The sequence below is a fragment of the Pseudomonas sp. NFXW11 genome, assembly GCF_049887815.1.
Lineage (GTDB): Bacteria > Pseudomonadota > Gammaproteobacteria > Pseudomonadales > Pseudomonadaceae > Aquipseudomonas.
On sequence record NZ_JAGEKI010000032.1, the window covers coordinates 1 to 19,686 of the forward strand.

General features: G+C 61.7%; 6 protein-coding genes, 2 rRNA genes and 1 pseudogene. 6 read left to right on the forward strand and 3 right to left on the reverse strand.

Annotation, left to right across the window (positions count from 1 at the left end; all coding sequences use genetic code 11):
• The 4 genes and pseudogenes from rrf (J4P02_RS29970) to J4P02_RS29985 all read left to right on the forward strand — a co-directional run.
• Positions 1–80 (forward strand): 5S ribosomal RNA (gene rrf, locus J4P02_RS29970); the annotation flags it as partial.
• 113 nt (positions 81–193) lie between these two features.
• Positions 194–309: ribosomal RNA gene (gene rrf, locus J4P02_RS29975) — 5S ribosomal RNA — on the forward strand.
• 340 nt (positions 310–649) lie between these two features.
• Positions 650–1,675, forward strand: a pseudogene (locus tag J4P02_RS29980) (HAMP domain-containing protein); the annotation flags it as partial.
• 69 nt (positions 1,676–1,744) lie between these two features.
• Positions 1,745–2,530: a methyl-accepting chemotaxis protein gene (locus J4P02_RS29985; RefSeq protein ID WP_426197275.1), complete on the forward strand. Its 786-nt coding sequence runs from the start codon at positions 1,745–1,747 to the stop codon at positions 2,528–2,530.
• Between the two features lie 69 nt (positions 2,531–2,599).
• Here J4P02_RS29985 and J4P02_RS29990 read toward each other — a convergent pair whose 3' ends face one another.
• On the reverse strand, positions 2,600–3,364 hold the full coding sequence (locus J4P02_RS29990) for a thioesterase II family protein (RefSeq protein WP_426197265.1): 765 nt from the start codon (positions 3,362–3,364) through the stop codon (positions 2,600–2,602).
• A gap of 296 nt (positions 3,365–3,660) precedes the next feature.
• Between J4P02_RS29990 and lapG the strand changes: the two genes are divergently transcribed.
• Entirely contained in the window at positions 3,661–4,353 is a 693-nt protein-coding gene (gene lapG / locus J4P02_RS29995) for a cysteine protease LapG (RefSeq protein WP_426197267.1), read from the forward strand.
• A gap of 14 nt (positions 4,354–4,367) precedes the next feature.
• Positions 4,368–6,314: a cyclic di-GMP receptor LapD gene (gene lapD, locus J4P02_RS30000; protein ID WP_426197269.1), complete on the forward strand. Its 1,947-nt coding sequence runs from the start codon at positions 4,368–4,370 to the stop codon at positions 6,312–6,314.
• Positions 6,315–6,375: 61 nt separating this feature from the next.
• Here lapD and J4P02_RS30005 read toward each other — a convergent pair whose 3' ends face one another.
• Positions 6,376–6,714, reverse strand: a complete 339-nt coding sequence (locus tag J4P02_RS30005; RefSeq protein WP_426197271.1) for a tryptophan synthase subunit beta — start codon at positions 6,712–6,714, stop codon at positions 6,376–6,378.
• 160 nt (positions 6,715–6,874) lie between these two features.
• Positions 6,875–19,686, reverse strand: a 12,812-nt coding sequence (locus J4P02_RS30010) for an immunoglobulin-like domain-containing protein (protein ID WP_426197273.1), incomplete at its 5' end; no start/stop codon positions are given.

Sequence of the window (19,686 nt, forward strand, 5' to 3'; positions counted from 1 at the left end):
ATCCCGAACTCAGTAGTGAAACGATGCATCGCCGATGGTAGTGTGGGGTTTCCCCATGTGAGAGTAGGTCATCGTCAAGATTAAATTCCGAAACCCCAATTGCGAAAGCAGTTGGGGTTTTGTCTTTATGTAGAAGTTACTGATTTTGCTGGTACGTTAGACACTTATGTCCAACGGCTCAGCCACAGAATTTCTTGACGACCATAGAGCATTGGAACCACCTGATCCCATCCCGAACTCAGCAGTGAAACGATGCATCGCCGATGGTAGTGTGGGGTTTCCCCATGTGAGAGTAGGTCATCGTCAAGATTAAATTCCGAAACCCCTGTCTGCTCACGCAGGCAGGGGTTTTGTTTTTGCGCTGAATAATTGTCAGCTACCAGCTTCGCCCATCAGAGAGTGCGATAACGCAACGCTATCGGCAGGATCGGGGAAGGCAGCGCAGAGGCTCTGGAACGCCGTTCGGCGGGTTGTTACAAATTCTTCGCGCTAATTCGGATAAATATCTAAGGGTTCCGCGATTCTTGCCGAAAGACTAATGAGACGTGCGTGCACCAAAGTAGAGCGGTCAGAGAATGTCGCCTGCGCAGTTACATGGAATGTCGCATTCCGGACGCATCCCCACTTTCTGCATAAGAAGTCCCATGAAATGAATCTCAAGTTCAGCCATAAAATCCTTTTGGCCGCCTCCGGCGTAGTGGTGCTGGCTTTTGCGTTGTTCACCTTGTACAACGACTACCTGCAACGGAACACCATCCGACAGAATCTCGAGTCCTCCATCCAGCAGGCGGGGGAGCTCACCTCCAGCAGCGTGCAGAACTGGATGAGTGGCCGCATCCTGGTACTCGAGAACCTCGCGCAGAACGTTGCCCACCAAGGTCGCAACGCCGATTTCCCAGGGCTGGTGGATCAGCCGGCCTTCACCTCGAACTTCCAGTTCACCTATGTCGGCCAGGCTAACGGTACCTTCACCCAGCGCCCAGACGCGAAGATGCCAGATGGCTACGACCCTCGTCAGCGTCCCTGGTACAAACAGGCCGTTACCGCCGACAAGACCATGCTGACCCCGCCCTATATGGCAGCCGTAGGCGGTCTGGTGGTCACCATCGCCATGCCGGTGAAGAAGCAGGGTGAATTGCTGGGCGTGGTCGGTGGCGACCTGAGCCTGGAAACCCTGGTGAAGATCATCAACTCCGTGGACTTCGGCGGCCTTGGCCACGCTTTCCTAGTCAGCGCCGACGGTCAGGTGATCGTCAGCCCGGACAAAGACCAGGTGATGAAGAACCTCAAGGACATCTACCCTGGTGCCAACGTGCGGATCGCCAGTGGCAACCAGGAAGTGGTGCTGAACAAGCAGGAGCGCATCCTCTCCTTCACCCCGGTGACCGGCCTGCCGAACGCCGAGTGGTACATCGGTCTGTCCATCGACAAGGACAAGGCCTACGCGCCCCTGAGCCAATTCCGTACGTCCGCCTTGATCGCCATGTTTATCGCCGTGGCGGTGATTGCGGTACTGCTGACTCTGCTGATCCAGGTGCTGATGCGTCCGCTGACCACCATGGGCCGCGCTATGCAGGACATCGCCCAGGGTGAAGGTGACCTGACCCGACGCCTTGTGGTGGAAAGCAAGGATGAGTTCGGTGAGCTGGGCAGTTCGTTCAACCAGTTCGTGGAGCGTATCCATGCCTCGATTTCCGAAGTGTCCTCGGCCACCCGCCAGGTCCACGATCTGTCGCAACGGGTAATGGCTTCGTCCAACGCCTCGATCATCGGTTCCGATGAGCAGAGCGCCCGCACCAACAGCGTGGCCGCGGCGATCAACGAATTGGGCGCGGCTACCCAGGAAATCGCCCGCAACGCTGCCGATGCCTCGCAGCATGCCAGTGGCGCCAGCGAACAAGCCGACGACGGTCGCCAAGTGGTGGAGCAGACCATCCAGGCCATGACCGAGCTGTCGCAGAAGATCAGCCTGTCTTGCACCCAGATCGAGACCCTGAACGCCAGCACCGACAACATCGGGCACATCCTCGACGTGATCAAGGGTATCTCCCAGCAAACCAACCTGCTGGCCCTCAACGCGGCTATCGAAGCGGCCCGTGCCGGTGAAGCCGGTCGTGGTTTTGCCGTGGTGGCCGACGAGGTGCGCAACCTGGCACACCGTACCCAGGAGTCGGCGGAAGAGATCCACAAGATGATCACTTCGCTGCAGATCGGCTCCCGCGAGGCGGTGTCGACCATGAACGCCAGCCAGGCGTCCAGCGAAGAGAGCGTCGAAGTGGCCAACCAGGCCGGTGCACGACTGGTCAGCGTGACTCAGCGAATCGGCGAGATCGACGGCATGAACCAGTCGGTGGCTGCTGCTACCGAGGAACAGACCGCGGTGGTGGAGACCCTCAACGTCGACATCAGCCAGATCAACCTGCTGAACCAGCAGGGCGTGGCCAACCTCAACGAGACCCTCAAGGACTGTGATGCTCTGTCGCAACAAGCCAGCCGCCTGAAGCAGCTGGTGGACAGCTTCAAGATCTGAGGCCTTCCAGCCCCGTCTCGCAAGCCCGCTCCTGCCTCAAGGCAGGGCGGGCTTTTTCATGACCGGCGTTCAGGCCAGCAGTTCCCCCAGCAGCCCCAGGTGCGTGTTGATCACCTGCAGCAGGCGCTGACGCTGGGACTTGATGAAAAAGTGGTTGCCCTGCACCTCGATCAGCTCGAACTCGCGACGTGTGAATTCACGCCAGTTGAGCATCTGGCTGGCATTGGCCAGCGGGTCCTCGCTGCCATGGAAGGCCGTCAGCGGTACTTCGAGACAGCCGCTGGAGGTGTCGTACCAGGTTTCAAAGAGCTTCAGCCCAGTGCGCAGCAAATGCTCGTAGGAGTGCAGCTCGCTCTGCCTCCGGGGTATCTCCAGCGGGCTGCCACCCAGGCTCAGGATCTCTTCGCGAAAGGCCTCCAGGGGCAAGGAGTGCAACAGGGGGCGGCGCGGCAGGCTATCGGGGCTGCGACAGCCGGAAACGAACAGATGACGAGTCCGTCCGGGAAAACGCTGCTGGGCGTACTTGCTGGTCTCGTAGGCCAGCAGCGCCCCCAGGCCGTGGCCGAACAGTGCGTGGGGCTCACCCAGCCAGGGCTCGAGCGCAGCGAAGGTGTTCTCCAGCAGACTCGGCCAGTTGTCATAGGGCGCTTCGTCACGGCGCGACCCATGTCCAGGCAGATTGACCACCACCAGCTCGATATGATCGGCCAGGCCAGTGGCCCATACCCGCAGCTGTTCGGCGGCGGCACCGACCTGTGGAAAGCAGATCAGGCGGATCCGCGTGGCCGGTCCGGAGTTGACCACCAAGGTCCATTGTCGGGTGTCGGTATACACAGCTTTTCCTTAAGCAAGAGACCGGCAGTTGTACTCGGCGGGCCTGGGGCCGCTGGTGCCGAGCAGGGCTCGGGCGCCGAAGGCCTCTAACATAGTGGCTGATGACGATGAATGCACCTTTGGGCGCGGCAAATTCTCCAGGCATTGTCAGGACCTGCCCGGTCATCAGCGGCTATTCTGCACAGGTTCGATACGGACCTTCGCCCGGTAGCCGGTGATTGCAAGGTGCCATTGTCTTTTGCCGGGCCAGCCTGCACCATCAGCCGATTCACCATAGCTCCCATGGACTCATCGCATTGGCGGCACCTTCAGCTCTCTTCCGGACCCTGCGCTGGTTCTGCTCGGCACTGCTGCTGGCGGGCATGCTACTGGGCGGCCTGCACGCCGACTGGGACTTCTCCCAGATCAGTCGTCGGGCCACGGCGCTCTATGGTCCCCTGGGTCAGGGCCAGCAACGCATCGATGCCTGGCAGCATTTGCTGGCCACGCAAAAGCAGGTCTCCGAGGCTGAGCAACTGAAAGTGGTCAACCTGTTCTTCAACAAGAACATGCGCTACATGGAAGACATTGACCTGTGGCATCAGGTCGACTACTGGGAAACCCCGATCGAGGCCCTGTGGAAGGGCGCCGGCGATTGCGAGGACTATGCCATCGCCAAGTACTTCAGCCTGCGCCACCTGGGGGTCTCCAGTGACAAATTGCGCATCACCTACGTCAAGGCCTTGCGGCAGAATCGTGCGCACATGGTCCTGACCTACTATTCCAGCCCGGACGCCATGCCGCTGGTGCTCGACAGCCTGGAGGACGCGATCCGTCCGGCCAGCGAGCGGACCGACCTGCTGCCGGTGTACTCCTTCAACGCCGAAGGCTTGTGGTTGCCAGGGACCAAGGGCAACAAGCGAGTGGGCGACACCAAGCGCCTGTCCCGCTGGCAGGATGTACTGAAAAAAATGCAGGCCGAAGGATTTCCGGTCGAGACGACTAACTAGGAGCACCAGCCCAGATGTCCTTGTTCAAACAACTGTTGATCGCAATCTGTGTGTTCCTGGTGGTGGCCTTCAGTGGCAGCTTCATGGTCAGCCTGGAAAGCTCGCGCACCCAGTACGTCAATCAGCTGCGCTCCCATGCCCAGGATGCCGCCACCGCCCTGGCCTTGTCGCTGACGCCGAATATCGATGACCCGGCGATGGTCGAACTGATGGTCAGCTCGATCTACGACAGCGGCTACTACGCCAGCATCCGCGTGGTGGACCTGGCCACCGACAAGACCATAGTCGAGCGCAGTGGCATTCCGGAAGTCAGCAACGTGCCCCAGTGGTTCGTCAAGCTCATCGGCCTGGAGCCGGCCGGTGGCGATGCCATCGTCAGCCGTGGCTGGGAGCAGGCGGCGCGGGTCGAAGTGCTCAGCCACCCGATGTTCGCCGTTGCCAAGCTCTGGCAGAGCGCCCTGGGCAGCCTGGGCTGGTTGTTGATCTGTGGTGCGGTGAGCGCGGTGCTGGGTGCCTTGCTGCTGCGTCGCCAGCTCAGGCCCCTGGACTACATGGTCCAGCAATCCCACGCCATCGCCCGGCGTGAGTTTCTCAGCCTGCCGCAACTGCCCCGAACCCCGGAACTGCGTCGGGTGGTGCAGGCCATGAACCAGATGGTGGAGAAGCTCAAGGCACTGTTCCAGGAGCAGGCCGAACGCAGCGAGAAGCTGCGTATCGAGTCCTACCAGGACAGCCTGACCGGCCTGGCCAACCGACGCTATTTCGAAATGCAGCTCAATGCCCGGGTCAGCAACCCGGAGCAGGCCAGCTCCGGCTACCTGCTGCTGTTGCGGGTCAAGGACCTGGCCGGCCTCAACCAACGCCTGGGTGGCCAGCGCACCGACCAGCTGCTGCAAGCGGTGGGCGAGCAACTGCTGCGTGAGTGCAATAAGTACCCGGAAACCCACAACCTGGTGACCCGCGTCCGCGGTGGCGAATTCGCCGTGCTGGCGCCGGGCCTGGTGCGTGAGGAAGCTATCCAGCTGGCCCAGAGCCTGGACAGTGCCCTGGGCAACCTGCACGCCACCGGTGCTACTGATGTGGCTTCGGTGGCCTCCATTGGCCTGGCAGCCTTTGCCCACGGCGATTCGCCGCAAGCGGTGCTGAGCCTTGGCGACCAGGCCCTGGCCCAGGCCGAGGCCCAGGGCGACGTCAGTTGGGCCTGCCTCGACCAGGGCTCCAGCGCCCAGCTGGGGGACGACCATCACACTTGGCACCGATTGCTGGATCGGGCGCTGACCGAACAGCGCTTCCAGTTGTATTTCCAGCCAGTGGTGGCGACTCGGGACACCACGCAGGTCTTGCACTACAAGGTGCTGTCACGGCTGCTGGATGAGCAGGGCCAGACCATCCCCGCGGGGCAGTTCCTGCCCTGGCTGGAGCGTTTCGCCTGGACCGCGCGCCTCGATCTGCTGATGCTCGAGCAGGTACTGAAACAGATGGCCGGACACCAGGACAGCCTGGCCCTGAACCTCTCCGCAGCCACCCTGGCCGAGCCCCAGGCCCTGAACCGAGTGTTCGAGATCCTGCGCCAGCATGCCGACCTGGGGCCACGCCTGACCCTGGAAATCGGCGAAGAACAGCTGCCCGACCAGGCCCTGCTGGAGCAGTTGACCCGGCGCCTGCGAGAGCTGGGCTTCTCCCTCAGCCTGCAGCGCTTTGGTGGCCGTTTCAGCATGATCGGCAACCTGGCGCGCCTGGGCCTGGCCTACCTGAAGATCGATGGCAGCTACATCCGCGACATCGATCAGGAAAGCGACAAGCGCCTGTTTATCGAGGCCATCCAGCGCGCCGCCCACAGCATCGACCTGCCGCTGATCGCCGAACGGGTCGAGACCCAGGGCGAGCTGCAAGTGATTCGCGAGATGGGGCTGTATGGCGTGCAGGGGCAACTGTTCGGCGAACCGGCGCCCTGGAAATGAACGCACTCGCCGGTAGCCGGCTCCTAACAGCCAGTAGGAGCCGGCTACCGGCGAAGGGCTTTCAGATCAATCCGGTTTCATCATCATTGATCAACTGGCTGAGCCCGCCCAGGGCCTCACGGGCCTGGTTGCGGTCCAGCAGTTTGGCCTGGGCCGCTGCCGGCAAGTCGGTGACGCGGATCACCCCCTTGCTGGTCAGTACCTGAATCAAGTCGTCGAGCACCCGGATCATATCCAGGTCGCTGTGCTTGAGCTGCTTGAGACTGACTTCCACCGCCTCATTGGCGTACCAGGTCTGGATCTCGTGGTGATCGGCGGGCAGTGTCTCGGTGGCTTCGGCGAAAGCGGCGGCTTCCACGCGAATCAGCAGGCCTTGTGCATCGCGTTGCACGTAGAACATGGCGAATCCCTCAGGCATTTGTTTCGGCGTCGGGCAGCCAGCAGCACAGGCCCACGCAGCATTCAGAGCGCGAGTATGCGTTGCGCCGAGACAATCGTCACGATGCAGGCGGCAAGCCGATGTCCGCTGGCCACCCGCAAGGGTGGCCAACGGTGGCCGATCAGCTGTTGTTATGGTCGATCTTGATGGTCGGGTCGCTACCGGCGATCAACGAGTTGATGCTGGCATTGGACCAGTTGTTGCCTTCCAGCTTGATCGTCACGTCAGCATTGGCCAGGCCGCCGGCGGCGTTGAGCTTGCCTTCGGAGCTGACCTGCAGGGTCGAGACCCCGTCCACGGTGGTGATCTTGAGGAAGTTGTCGATGGTGCTGGCGCTCTCGCCCTGCAGCAGGTCGCGCAGGTCGATGCGGTCGCCTTCGCTGGCCTTGAAGTCCTTGATCACATCGTTGCCGATGTCGCCGGCCTTCCAGACGAAGGTATCGGCACCCGAACCGCCGATCAGGATGTCGTTGCCCTGACCACCGATCAAGGTGTCGTTGCCCGTGCCGCCCAGCAGGATGTCATTGCCCTTGCCGCCATCGAGCAGGTCATTGCCGCCCTGGCCGAAGAGAATGTCATTGCCGGCGCCGCCCAGCAGGGTGTCGTTGCCGTCATGGCTGCCAGACACATCGAACTCGGTGTAGTGCTCGGTGATGTACTGGTGCACGTTGCTGGTGGTGACCTTGCTCACATCGACCCCTGTCTGCTTGGCCACATAGGCCTGCATGGCCTGGTAACCCTCACCGGCAACGCCGTTGAAGCTCACCAGGTCGCCGAACAGGATGTCGTTGCCATCGCCGCCGCTGACGGTGTCCGCCCCCGGCATAGTGGCTTCAGTATGGCCGATGATCGAGTTGGCCAGGTCCTTCGGATCGATATTGGTCTGCGGCTTGCCATCGGTGTCGTACGGCTTGAGGTCATTGAGGCTGACATCGCTGTTCAGGCCGATCGCTTCCACCTGGGACAGCTTGCTCAGCAGCACGAAGCCGTCATTGGAGTTGCTGGTGGTGGCCGAGTTGGTGCTGCTGCCACTACCGGCCAGGCTGGACAGCTCGTAGGTGCCGTCACCCTGGGCGTGCAGGGTGCCCAGGTTCTTGCTGCTCCACGAACCCCAGCTGCTGTTGTAGGTCTGCAGGGTCATGGTGCCGTCGCTGCCCACACTCAGGTAATGGGTGTTGTCGATGTACTTGCCGAAGGTATCGCCCAGCTTGTAGTTGCTGGTATTGACCACATCGTCGAGCTTCGGCCCGCCACCGTAGAGCGTCGGGTTGGTCTGCTCGCCGCTCTGGTAGTAGGTCGGCTTACCGTCGGTGATGAAGTACGTCAGGTTGGTGGCATTGGTGTTGCCGGTGGCCTGGCTGCTCTGGAAGAAGTTGGCCGTGGCCTTGAACACGTCTTCATAGTTGGTACCGCCGCCGGAGCTCATCGAGTCCAGCACGGCCTTGAGCTGGGCCAGGGCGTTCGGGTCGTTGAGGTTCACCGACACCGACTTGTTGACCTGGGTGTCGAAGTCCGCGAGGAAGATATTCACCGTGCCCGAGCTGCTGCTGCCGATGCTGTTCTTCAGGGTGTTGAACACCGAAGTCAGCGAATCCTTGGCCGCAGCAATGGACGAGCTACTCATGCTGCCCGAACTGTCCACCATGAAGGCGATGTTGTAGTTGGTGCCCGGGACCACGGTCAGGCCGCCGATGTCGGCAACCACGATATCGTTGCCATCGGTGCCGGTGACGGTATCGTCGCCGGAGGTCGCGACCACGGCGTTGTACACCGCCGGGTAGACCTTGACCGGGATCTGCGCCGAAGTGCTGGCAGAACCGCCCAGGGACTCGGTGGAGGTCGAAGTCACGTTGAGGTTGAAGGTGCCGTTGTAGTAAGGCGGCGGAGTGACCGTCAGGTTGCCCAGGTTCCAGCCGGTGACATTGGCTTCGCCGGAGGTCGCGGTGGCGGTGAAGGTATGCCCGGCGCCATCGCTGAGGACTGAGCCTGCAGGAATGCCGCTGATCTTCACGCTCAGGGTTTCCGAGCCGTCGGTATCGGTCAGGCCGGTGCTGATCTTCGACAGGTGCACGCTGCCGCCTTCGCCGCCCTCATTGAGCTTGTAGCCGTCGTAGTAACCCTCGCCGTTGCTGCCGTGCAGGTCGGAAACCGTGACGCCGGCATTGGTCAGGTCGGTAACGCTGGGGTACAGCGGCACCCCGGCATTGCTCAGGTCCATGGCGGCGCCGCCATTGACCGACAGGTTGACGTCGTAGCTGCCCGGGCCACTCTGGTTGTGGTGGTAGATATCGAGGGTGTAGTAGCCGCTGGTGGTCGGGGTGAAGGTACCGTTGAGGTTGCCCCCTGCGCCCCAGGTGGTGCTGGCCACGTTCTTGCCACCGATGGTCACCAGCAGGCTGTCATCGCCGGTGCCGGAGAAGGTGTAGGACTTGCCGGCCTCCAGATAGATCAGGCCGGAGGTCTTCGACGCCGTGCCGGCGGCTACGCTGCCGTCGGACTGGACGTTGGTCGCCAGGCTGCTGCTGTTGGGCTTGCCGGCCGCGTCGATCACCGACTTCAGGGTGCTGGCGGAAGCGCCGCTGCCGTCGGTGCCCAGGCCGCTGAGGCCGGTCCAGACTTCCTTGAGCAGGCCCACCGAGTTGACGTTGTTACCGGCCACGCTGAGGGTCGGTGCGTCGGCCACCGGGGTGATGTCGACCTTGACCGTACCCGTGTTGCCCAGGGCCTGGCCATCGGTTGGCTGGAACTTGATCTGCGCGTAGTCAGCCTGCTGGTTGCCCAGGCCGTTGCCGCCGTAGCCATCGGTGCCGGATTCGTTGGCGTCGGGCATGAAGCGCAGCTTGCCGGCGTCGATATCGGCCTTGCTGAAGGTCTGGTTGTTGGCCACGTCCTTCCAGGTCGAACCGTCCAGGTATTGCAGTTTCCCTTCACCTGGCAACTGGGTGATCTTCACCCCGAGGCTGCTGGCCGGGCTATCGACGTCACTCACGCCGAAGTTGGACCAGGTCAGGGCCAGCGGCGTGTCCTCGGTGCCGGTCACGGCGCCACCGGTGGCCACCGGCGCATCGTTCACCGCCACCACGTTGACCGTGGTGGTGGCGACGTTGGAGTAGTTGCCACCGTCGGTCACGGTCACGGTGATGGTCCGCGGTGTGGTGCTCGGGTCCTCACTGTTGTTGGTGAAGGTGATGTTCTTGATCTGCTGCATGTAGTCGGCCAGCGTGGCGCTGCCCGACAGGGTCAGGGTGATCGAACCGTCCTTGCTGTTGGCATTGATAGTGATGCCGTTGACGCTGTTGCCCAGGTTCAGCGAGTCCCCTGGCTGACGGTTGGTCAGCACGATGGTGGCGCCGGTGAGCAGGGTGCTGTCCGGGTCGGTGATGCTCAGGTCGGTGTCGGCGATCGACACCCCAGGCCCGCTGGTGCCTTCGGTGAAGGTGACCTTGTAGTCGGCCCCGGTGGCACCGCTGGAGTTGTTGGCATCCAGATCGATGACCGGTGGTGCATCGTTGTCGATGATCGACGTGGTGACGCTGCCGTTGTTGCCGCTGACCACCAGGTTTTCAAAGTTGCCGCCCGTTGCCGAGTCGATCTTGACCACGAAGTTTTCCGTGGCTTCGGTGATCTTGTCGTCGATAGTGGCCACATTGAAGGTGGCGCTGCTGGCGCCGGCCGGGATCTTCACGGTGTAGACACCGGTGAAATCCGAACCGTCGGTGGCGGTGCCGCTGTAGCTGATCTTCAGGGTGACTTCGGTTTGCGCCGGGTGCGTCAGGCTCACGGTGTAGCTGGCGGCCTGGCCTTCGGTGACCGAAGTGCTGCCGCTGATGCTGACCGTGGTGGTGTCGATGGTGTCGGTGACATTGGTCACCGCTGGCGTGCCATCGGTCACCAGCTTCTCGAAGTTGCCACCCGTGGCGTTGGTGATGGAGGCATTGACCTTGCCGGCGTCGATATAAACGTCATCCGCCGGAGCGGCAACGGTCACAGTACCGGAAGTGGCGCCGGCCGCGATGGTGATCACCGCGCCATTGCTCAGGGTCACGGTCACCGGGGTACCGGCGGCATTGGTCAGGGTGGCGGTATAGACGATGGAACCGCCCTCGGCCACGGTGCCAGTGGCGCTGAGGCTGAGGTTGGTGGTGTCCACGGTATCGGTCACTGTGGTGCTGACCGGGGTCTTGTTGGCCACCAGATTCTCGTAGTTGCCACCGCTCACATTGGTGATGGAGTTGGTCAGCGGGGTATGGCCGACCAGCACATCGTTCGGTGCGGTGATGCTCACGGAACCGGTAGTCTCGCCGACCGGGATGGTGATCTTCTCGCCATTGGCCAGGGTCACCACCACTGGCGAGCCAGTGACAGGCGCAGTGACAGTCGCGGTGTAGGTGACGTTGCCACCTTCGGTCGCCGAAGGCGTGGCCTTCAGCGATACGGTGGAGGTATCGATGGTGTCGGTCACATCGGTGACGGCTGGCGTGGTGCTTGGCACCAGCTTCTCGAAGTTGCCACCTTCGGCCTTGGTGATGGTGGCTTCGACTTTGCCCGCATCCTTGTACACATCATCGGCAGGAGCTGCGACGGTGACGGTGCCGGTGGTTTTGCCAGCTTCGATGGTGATCACCGCGCCATTGCTCAAGGTCACGGTGACTGGCGTGCCCGCGGCGTTGGTCAGGGTGGCGGTATAAACAATGGAACCACCTTCGGCCACGCTGCCAGTGGCGCTGAGACTGAGGTTGGTGGTGTCCACGGTGTCGGTCACGGTAGTGCTGACCGGGGTTTTATCAGCCACCAGCTTCTCGAAGTTGCCACCGCTGACATCGGTAATGGAGTTGGTCAGCGGGGTATGGCCGACCAGTACATCGTTCGGTGCAGTGATATTCACCGAACCTGTGGTTTCACCAACCGGGATGGTGATTTTTTCACCATTAGCCAGAGTGACCACCACGGGCGAGCCGGTAACCGGCGCTGTGACGGTAGCGGTGTAGGTGACGGTGCCACCTTCAGCCGCCGAAGGCGTGGCTTTCAGCGACACGGTCGAAGTGTCGATGGTGTCGGTCACGTCGGTCACGGCCGGTGTGGTGCTCGGTACCAGCTTCTCGAAGTTACCGCCTTCGGCCTTGGTGATGGTGGCTTCGACCTTGCCGGCGTCCTTGTACACATCGTCTGCCGGTGCAGCGACGGTGACGGTACCGGTGGTTGCCCCCGCGGCGATGGTAATCACCGCGCCATTGCTCAAGGTCACGGTCACCGGAGTGCCTGCTGCATTGGTCAGGGTGGCGGTGTAGGTGATCTGACCACCTTCAGCCACGGTGCCGGTTGCGCTCAGCGACAGGTTGGTGGTGTCCACGGTGTCGGTCACGGTGGTGTTGACCGGAGTCTTGTCGGCTACCAGCTTCTCGTAGTTACCGCCGCTGACATCGGTAATGGAGTTGGTCAGCGGGGTGTGGCCAACCAGGACATCGTTAGGCGCGGTGATACTCACTGAGCCGGTAGTTTCACCCACTGGAATGGTGATCTTCTCGCCATTGGCCAGGGTGACCACCACGGGCGAGCCGGTAACCGGCGCCGTGACGGTGGCGGTATAGGTGACGTTGCCACCTTCGGCCGCCGAAGGCGTGGCCTTCAAGGACACGGTCGAAGTGTCGATGGTATCGGTCACATCGGTCACGGCCGGAGTGGTGCTCGGTACCAGCTTCTCGAAGTTGCCACCTTCGGCCTTGGTGATAGTGGCTTCGACTTTGCCGGCGTCCTTGTAAACGTCATCGGCAGGTGCGGCGACAGTCGCAGTACCGGAAGTGGCGCCGGCCGCGATGGTAATCACCGCGCCGTTGCTCAGGGTCACAGTGACCGGGGTACCGGCGGCATTGCTCAGGGTGGCGGTGTAGACAATGGAACCGCCTTCAGCCACAGACGGGGTAGCACTGAGGCTGAGGTTGGTGGTGTCCACAGTGTCGGTCACGGTGGTGCTGACCGGAGTCTTGTCGGCTACCAGCTTCTCGTAGTTGCCGCCGCTGACATCGGTAATGGAGTTGGTCAGCGGGGTGTGGCCAACCAGGACATCGTTAGGTGCAATGACGTTTACCGAGCCCGTGGTTTCGCCCACTGGAATGGTGATCTTCTCGCCATTGGCCAGGGTCACGGTGACCGGGGAACCCGTCACTGGAGCGGTGACGGTGGCGGTGTAAGTGACGGTACTGCCCTCTGCTGCCGAAGGCGTGGCTTTCAGCGACACAGTGGAAGTGTCGATGGTGTCGGTCACATCGGTAACCGCTGGCGTGGTGCTCGGCACCAGCTTCTCGAAGTTGCCACCTTCGGCCTTGGTGATAGTGGCTTCGACCTTGCCGGCGTCCTTGTAAACGTCATCGGCTGGCGCGGCAACGGTGACGGTGCCGGACGTGGCACCTGCGGCGATGGTGATCACCGCGCCATTGCTCAGGGTCACGGTCACCGGGGTGCCGGCGGCGTTGGTCAGTGTGGCGGTGTAGGTGATGGAGCCACCTTCGGCCACAGTGCCGGTCGCACTCAGGGACAGATCGGTGGTGTCGGTGGTATCGGTCACTGTGGTGCTGACCGGCGTCTTGTCGGCCACCAGCTTCTCGAAGTTGCCACCGCTGACATCGGTAATGGAGTTGGTCAGCGGGGTGTGGCCAACCAGGACATCGTTAGGTGCAGTGATATTCACCGAGCCAGTGGTTTCACCGACCGGAATGGTGATTTTTTCACCATTGGCCAGAGTCACGGTGACTGGGGAGCCGGTCACTGGAGCGGTGACGGTAGCGGTATAGGTAACCGTTCCGCCTTCGGCAGCAGACGGTGTGGCTTTCAGCGACACGGTGGAAGTGTCGATGGTGTCGGTCACATCGGTCACGGCCGGGGTGGTGCTTGGCACCAGCTTCTCGAAGTTGCCGCCTTCGGCCTTGGTGATGGTGGCTTCGACCTTGCCCGCGTCTTTGTAAACATCATCGGCCGGAGCGGCGACGGTTACGGTACCGGTGGTCTTGCCGGCTTCGATGGTTATCACCGCGCCGTTGGACAGGGTCACGGTCACAGGAGTGCCGGCCGCATTGGTCAGCGTGGCGGTATAAACAATCGATCCACCTTCGGCCACAGTGCCGGTAGCACTCAGCGACAGATCGGTGGTGTCGGTGGTATCGGTCACCGTGGTGCTGACCGGAGTCTTGTCGGCTACCAGCTTCTCATAGTTGCCGCCGCTGACATCAGTGATGGAGTTGGTCAGCGGAGTGTGGCCAACCAGCACGTCATTAGGTGCAGTGATGCTTACCGAACCTGTGGTTTCACCCACTGGAATGGTGATCTTCTCGCCATTGGCCAGGGTCACGGTGACCGGGGAGCCAGTCACTGGAGCTGTGACCATGGCGGTGTAAGTGACGGTGCCGCCTTCGGCTGCCGACGGTGTGGCTTTCAGCGACACGGTGGAAGTGTCGATGGTATCGGTCACGTCGGTAACAGCTGGCGTGGTGCTCGGCACCAGCTTCTCGAAGTTGCCGCCTTCAGCCTTGGTGATGGTGGCTTCGACCTTGCCAGCGTCTTTGTAGACATCATCGGCTGGCGCGGCAACGGTGACGGTGCCGGACGTGGCGCCTGCGGCAATGGTAATTACCGCGCCATTGCTCAAGGTTACGGTCACTGGCGAACCGGCAGCATTGCTCAGGGTCGCGGTGTAGATGATCGAGCCGCCTTCAGCCACGGACGGAGTGGCACTGAGGCCGAGGTCGGTGGTGTCCACGGTGTCGGTCACTGTGGTGCTGACCGGGGTCTTGTCGGCTACCAGATTCTCATAGTTGCCGCCGCTGACATCGGTGATGGCGTTGGTCAGCGGGGTATGGCCAACCAGTACATCGTTAGGTGCAGTGATGCTCACCGAGCCGGTGGTTTCGCCCACTGGAATGGTGATCTTCTCGCCATTGGCCAGAGTGACCACCACAGGCGAACCGGTGACAGGCGCAGTGACGGTCGCGGTGTAGGTGACATTGCCGCCTTCGGCTGCCGAAGGCGTGGCCTTCAGCGATACGGTGGAGGTGTCGATGGTGTCGGTCACATCGGTCACGGCCGGGGTGGTGCTTGGCACCAGCTTCTCGAAGTTGCCGCCTTCGGCCTTGGTGATGGTGGCTTCGACCTTGCCGGCGTCCTTGTACACATCGTCGGCCGGAGCCGCGACAGTGACAGTGCCAGTAGTTTTGCCAGCCTCGATGGTGATCACCGCACCGTTGCTCAGGGTCACGGTCACCGGAGTGCCAGCAGCATTGGTCAGCGTGGCGGTATAAACAATCGAGCCGCCTTCCGCCACAGTACCGGTCGCGCTGAGCGAAAGATCAGTGGTGTCGACGGTATCGGTCACAGTAGTACTGACCGGGGTCTTGTCGGCCACCAGCTTCTCGTAGTTGCCGCCGCTGACATCGGTGATGGAGTTGGTCAGCGGAGTGTGGCCAGTCAGGGCGTCATTGGGCGCGCTGATGCTCACCGAGCCTGTGGTTTCACCCACTGGAATGGTGATTTTCTCACCATTGGCCAGGGTGACTACTACAGGAGAACCCGTGACTGGAGCCGTCACGGTGGCGGTATAGGTGACGTTGCCACCTTCAGCCGCCGAAGGCGTGGCCTTCAGCGACACGGTGGAGGTGTCGATGGTATCGGTGACGTCGGTAACGGCCGGTGCCGGATTGGTCACCAGCTTCTCGAAGTTACCGCCTTCAGCCTTGGTAATGGTGGCTTCGACCTTGCCGGCGTCCTTGTACACATCGTCGGCCGGAGCCGCGACAGTGACAGTGCCAGTAGTTTTGCCAGCCTCGATGGTTATCACCGCGCCGTTGGACAGGGTCACGGTCACCGGAGTGCCAGCAGCATTGGTCAGGGTGGCGGTATAAACAATCGAGCCGCCTTCCGCCACAGTACCGGTCGCGCTGAGCGAAAGATCAGTGGTGTCGACGGTATCGGTCACAGTAGTACTGACCGGGGTCTTGTCGGCCACCAGCTTCTCGTAGTTGCCGCCGCTGACATCGGTGATGGAGTTGGTCAGCGGAGTGTGGCCAGTCAGGGCGTCATTGGGCGCGCTGATGCTCACCGAGCCTGTGGTTTCGCCAACCGGGATAGTGATTTTCTCACCATTGGCCAGGGTGACTACTACAGGAGAACCCGTGACTGGAGCCGTCACGGTGGCGGTATAGGTGACGTTGCCACCTTCAGCCGCCGACGGCGTGGCCTTCAAGGACACGGTGCTGGTATCGATGGTATCGGTGACATCGGTCACCGCTGGCGCTGGATTGGTCACCAGGTTCTCGAAGTTGCCGCCTTCGGCCTTGGTAATGGTGGCTTCGACTTTGCCTGCGTCTTTGTACACATCATCAGCCGGAGCTTCGACGGTGACGGTACCGGTGGTCTTGCCGGCTTCAATGGTGATTACTGCGCCATTGCTCAGGGTCACGGTGACAGGTGTACCTGCCGCATTGGTCAGGGTGGCGGTGTAGGTGATGGAACCACCTTCAGCCACGGTGCCGGTTGCGCTCAGCGACAGGCCGGTGTCGTCGACGGTATCGGTCACTGTGGTGCTGACTGGGGTCTTGTCGGCTACCAGCTTCTCGAAGTTGCCGCCGCTCACATCGGTGATGGAGTTGGTCAGCGGGGTATGGCCGGTCAGGGCGTCATTGGGCGCGCTGATGCTGATCGAACCGGTGGTTTCACCCACAGGAATAGTGATCTTCTCGCCATTGGCCAGGGTCACTACCACAGGAGAACCCGTCACTGGAGCGGTGACAGTCGCGGTGTAAGTGACATTGCCGCCTTCAGCCGCCGTAGGCGTGGCCTTCAAGGAAACGGTGCTGGTATCGATGGTATCGGTAACTTCGGTCACCGCCGGTGTAGTACTTGGCACCAGGTTCTCGAAGTTGCCGCCTTCAGCCTTGGTGATGGTGGCTTCGACCTTGCCGGCGTCTTTGTACACATCATCGGCAGGAGCCGCGACGGTGACGGTGCCAGTAGTTTTGCCAGCCTCGATGGTGATTACCGCGCCGTTGCTCAGGGTCACGGTTACTGGAGTGCCAGCAGCGTTGGTCAGTGTGGCGGTATAAACAATAGAACCGCCTTCCGCCACAGTACCGGTCGCACTGAGCGAAAGATCAGTGGTGTCGACGGTATCGGTCACCGTAGTGCTGACCGGCGTCTTGTCGGCCACCAACTTCTCGAAGTTGCCGCCGCTGACATCGGTGATGGAGTTGGTCAGCGGAGTGTGACCAACCAAGGCATCGTTAGGTGCGCTAATGCTCACCGAGCCTGTGGTTTCGCCAACCGGGATGGTGATCTTCTCGCCATTGGCCAGCGTGACCACCACTGGCGAGCCAGTGACAGGAGCGGTGACAGTAGCGGTGTAAGTGACATTGCCACCTTCGGCCGCCGAAGGCGTGGCTTTCAGCGACACGGTGCTGGTGTCGATGGTGTCAGTGACATCGGTCACCGCTGGTGTAGTGCTTGGCACCAGGTTTTCGAAGTTGCCGCCTTCGGCCTTGGTGATAGTGGCTTCGACCTTGCCCGCGTCCTTATAAACGTCGTCTGCAGGTGCGGCGACGGTCACAGTGCCGGTGGTCTTGCCGGCTTCGATGGTGATCACCGCGCCGTTGCTCAAGGTCACGGTGACTGGCGTGCCGGCCGGGTTGGTCAGGGTGGCGGTATAAACAATCGAGCCGCCCTCGGCCACGGTGCCGGTGGCCGACAGGCTCAGGCCGGTGTCATCGATGGTGTCGGTAACCGTGGTATCGGCTGGCTTGGTGTTGATCTCCAGCTTCTCGTAGTTGCCGCCTTCTGTCTTGGTAATGGTGGTGCTCAGGGAGCTGCCGCCAGCCAGGGCGTCGTTGGGCGCAACGAAGTTCACGGAAGCGCTGGATTCGCCCACCGGGATGGTGATGGTCTGGCCATTGGACAGGGTCACTACCACTGCCGTGCCCGTCACTGGCGCAGATACCGAGGCGGTGTAAACCACGGTGCCGCCTTCGGCAACGCTCGGTGTAGCGGTCAGCGAGACGGTGCTGGTGTCGATGGTATCGGTGACATCGGTCACCGCTGGCGCTGGATTGGTCACCAGGTTCTCGAAGTTGCCGCCTTCGGCTTTGGTAATGGTGGCTTCGACCTTGCCGGCGTCCTTGTACACATCATCGGCAGGAGCTGCGACGGTGACGGTGCCGGTGGTTGCGCCCGCAGCGATGGTGATCACCGCGCCATTGCTCAGGGTTACCGTCACTGGCGTGCCGGCAGCGTTGGTCAGGGTGGCGGTATAAACGATGGAGCCGCCCTCGGCCACGGTGCCGGTGGCCGACAGGCTCAGCCCGGTGTCATCGACAGTGTCGGTGACGGTGGTGCTGACCGGGGTCTTGTCGGCGACCAGCTTCTCGAAGTTGCCGCCACTGACATCAGTAATCGAGTTGGTCAGCGGGGTGTGGCCGGTCAAGGCGTCGTTAGGCGCACTGATACTGATCGAACCGGTGGTTTCGCCAACCGGGATGGTGATTTTTTCACCATTGGCCAGGGTCACTACCACTGGCGAACCGGTGACTGGCGCAGTGACAGTGGCGGTATAGGTAACGTTGCCACCCTCCGCCGCCGAAGGCGTGGCCTTCAAGGACACGGTGCTGGTATCGATGGTGTCGGTGACATCGGTGACAGCCGGAGTGGTGCTTGGCACCAGGTTTTCGAAGTTGCCGCCTTCAGCCTTGGTGATAGTGACTTCAACCTTGCCGGCATCTTTATAGACATCGTCAGCAGGTGCCGCGACGGTCACGGTGCCGGTGGTTTTTCCAGCCTCAATGGTGATGACGGCACCGTTGGACAGGGTCACTGTGACAGGTGTACCTGCCGCATTGGTCAGGGTGGCGGTGTAGGTGATGGAGTCACCTTCGGCCACGGTGCCGGTAGCACTGAGGGACAGATCGGTGGTGTCGGTGGTGTCGGTCACCGTGGTGCTGACCGGCGTCTTGTCGGCTACCAGATTCTCATAGTTGCCGCCGCTGACATCGGTGATGGAGTTGGTCAGCGGAGTGTGGCCAACCAAGGCATCGTTAGGTGCGCTAATGCTCACCGAGCCTGTGGTTTCGCCAACCGGGATGGTGATTTTTTCGCCATTGGCCAGCGTGACAACCACTGGCGAGCCAGTGACAGGAGCGGTGACAGTAGCGGTGTAAGTGACATTGCCACCTTCAGCCGCCGAAGGCGTGGCTTTCAGCGACACGGTCGAAGTGTCGATGGTGTCGGTGACGTCAGTCACGGCCGGAGTGGTGCTTGGCACCAGCTTCTCGAAGTTGCCGCCTTCAGCCTTGGTGATGGTGGCTTCGACCTTGCCGGCATCCTTGTACACATCGTCCGCAGGTGCGGCGACGGTGACGGTGCCAGTGGTCTTGCCGGCTTCGATTGTGATCACCGCGCCGTTGGACAGGGTCACGGTCACTGGCGTGCCAGCAGCATTGGTCAGGGTGGCGGTGTAGGTGATGGAGCCACCTTCGGCCACGGTGCCGGTAGCACTGAGGGACAGATCGGTGGTGTCGGTGGTGTCGGTCACCGTGGTGCTGACCGGCGTCTTGTCGGCTACCAGATTCTCATAGTTGCCGCCGCTGACATCGGTGATGGAGTTGGTCAGCGGAGTGTGGCCAACCAAGGCATCGTTAGGTGCGCTAATGCTCACCGAGCCTGTGGTTTCGCCAACCGGGATGGTGATTTTTTCGCCATTGGCCAGCGTGACCACCACTGGCGAGCCAGTGACAGGAGCGGTGACAGTAGCGGTGTAAGTGACATTGCCACCTTCAGCCGCCGAAGGCGTGGCTTTCAGCGACACGGTCGAAGTGTCGATGGTGTCGGTGACGTCAGTCACGGCCGGAGTGGTGCTTGGCACCAGCTTCTCGAAGTTGCCGCCTTCAGCCTTGGTGATGGTGG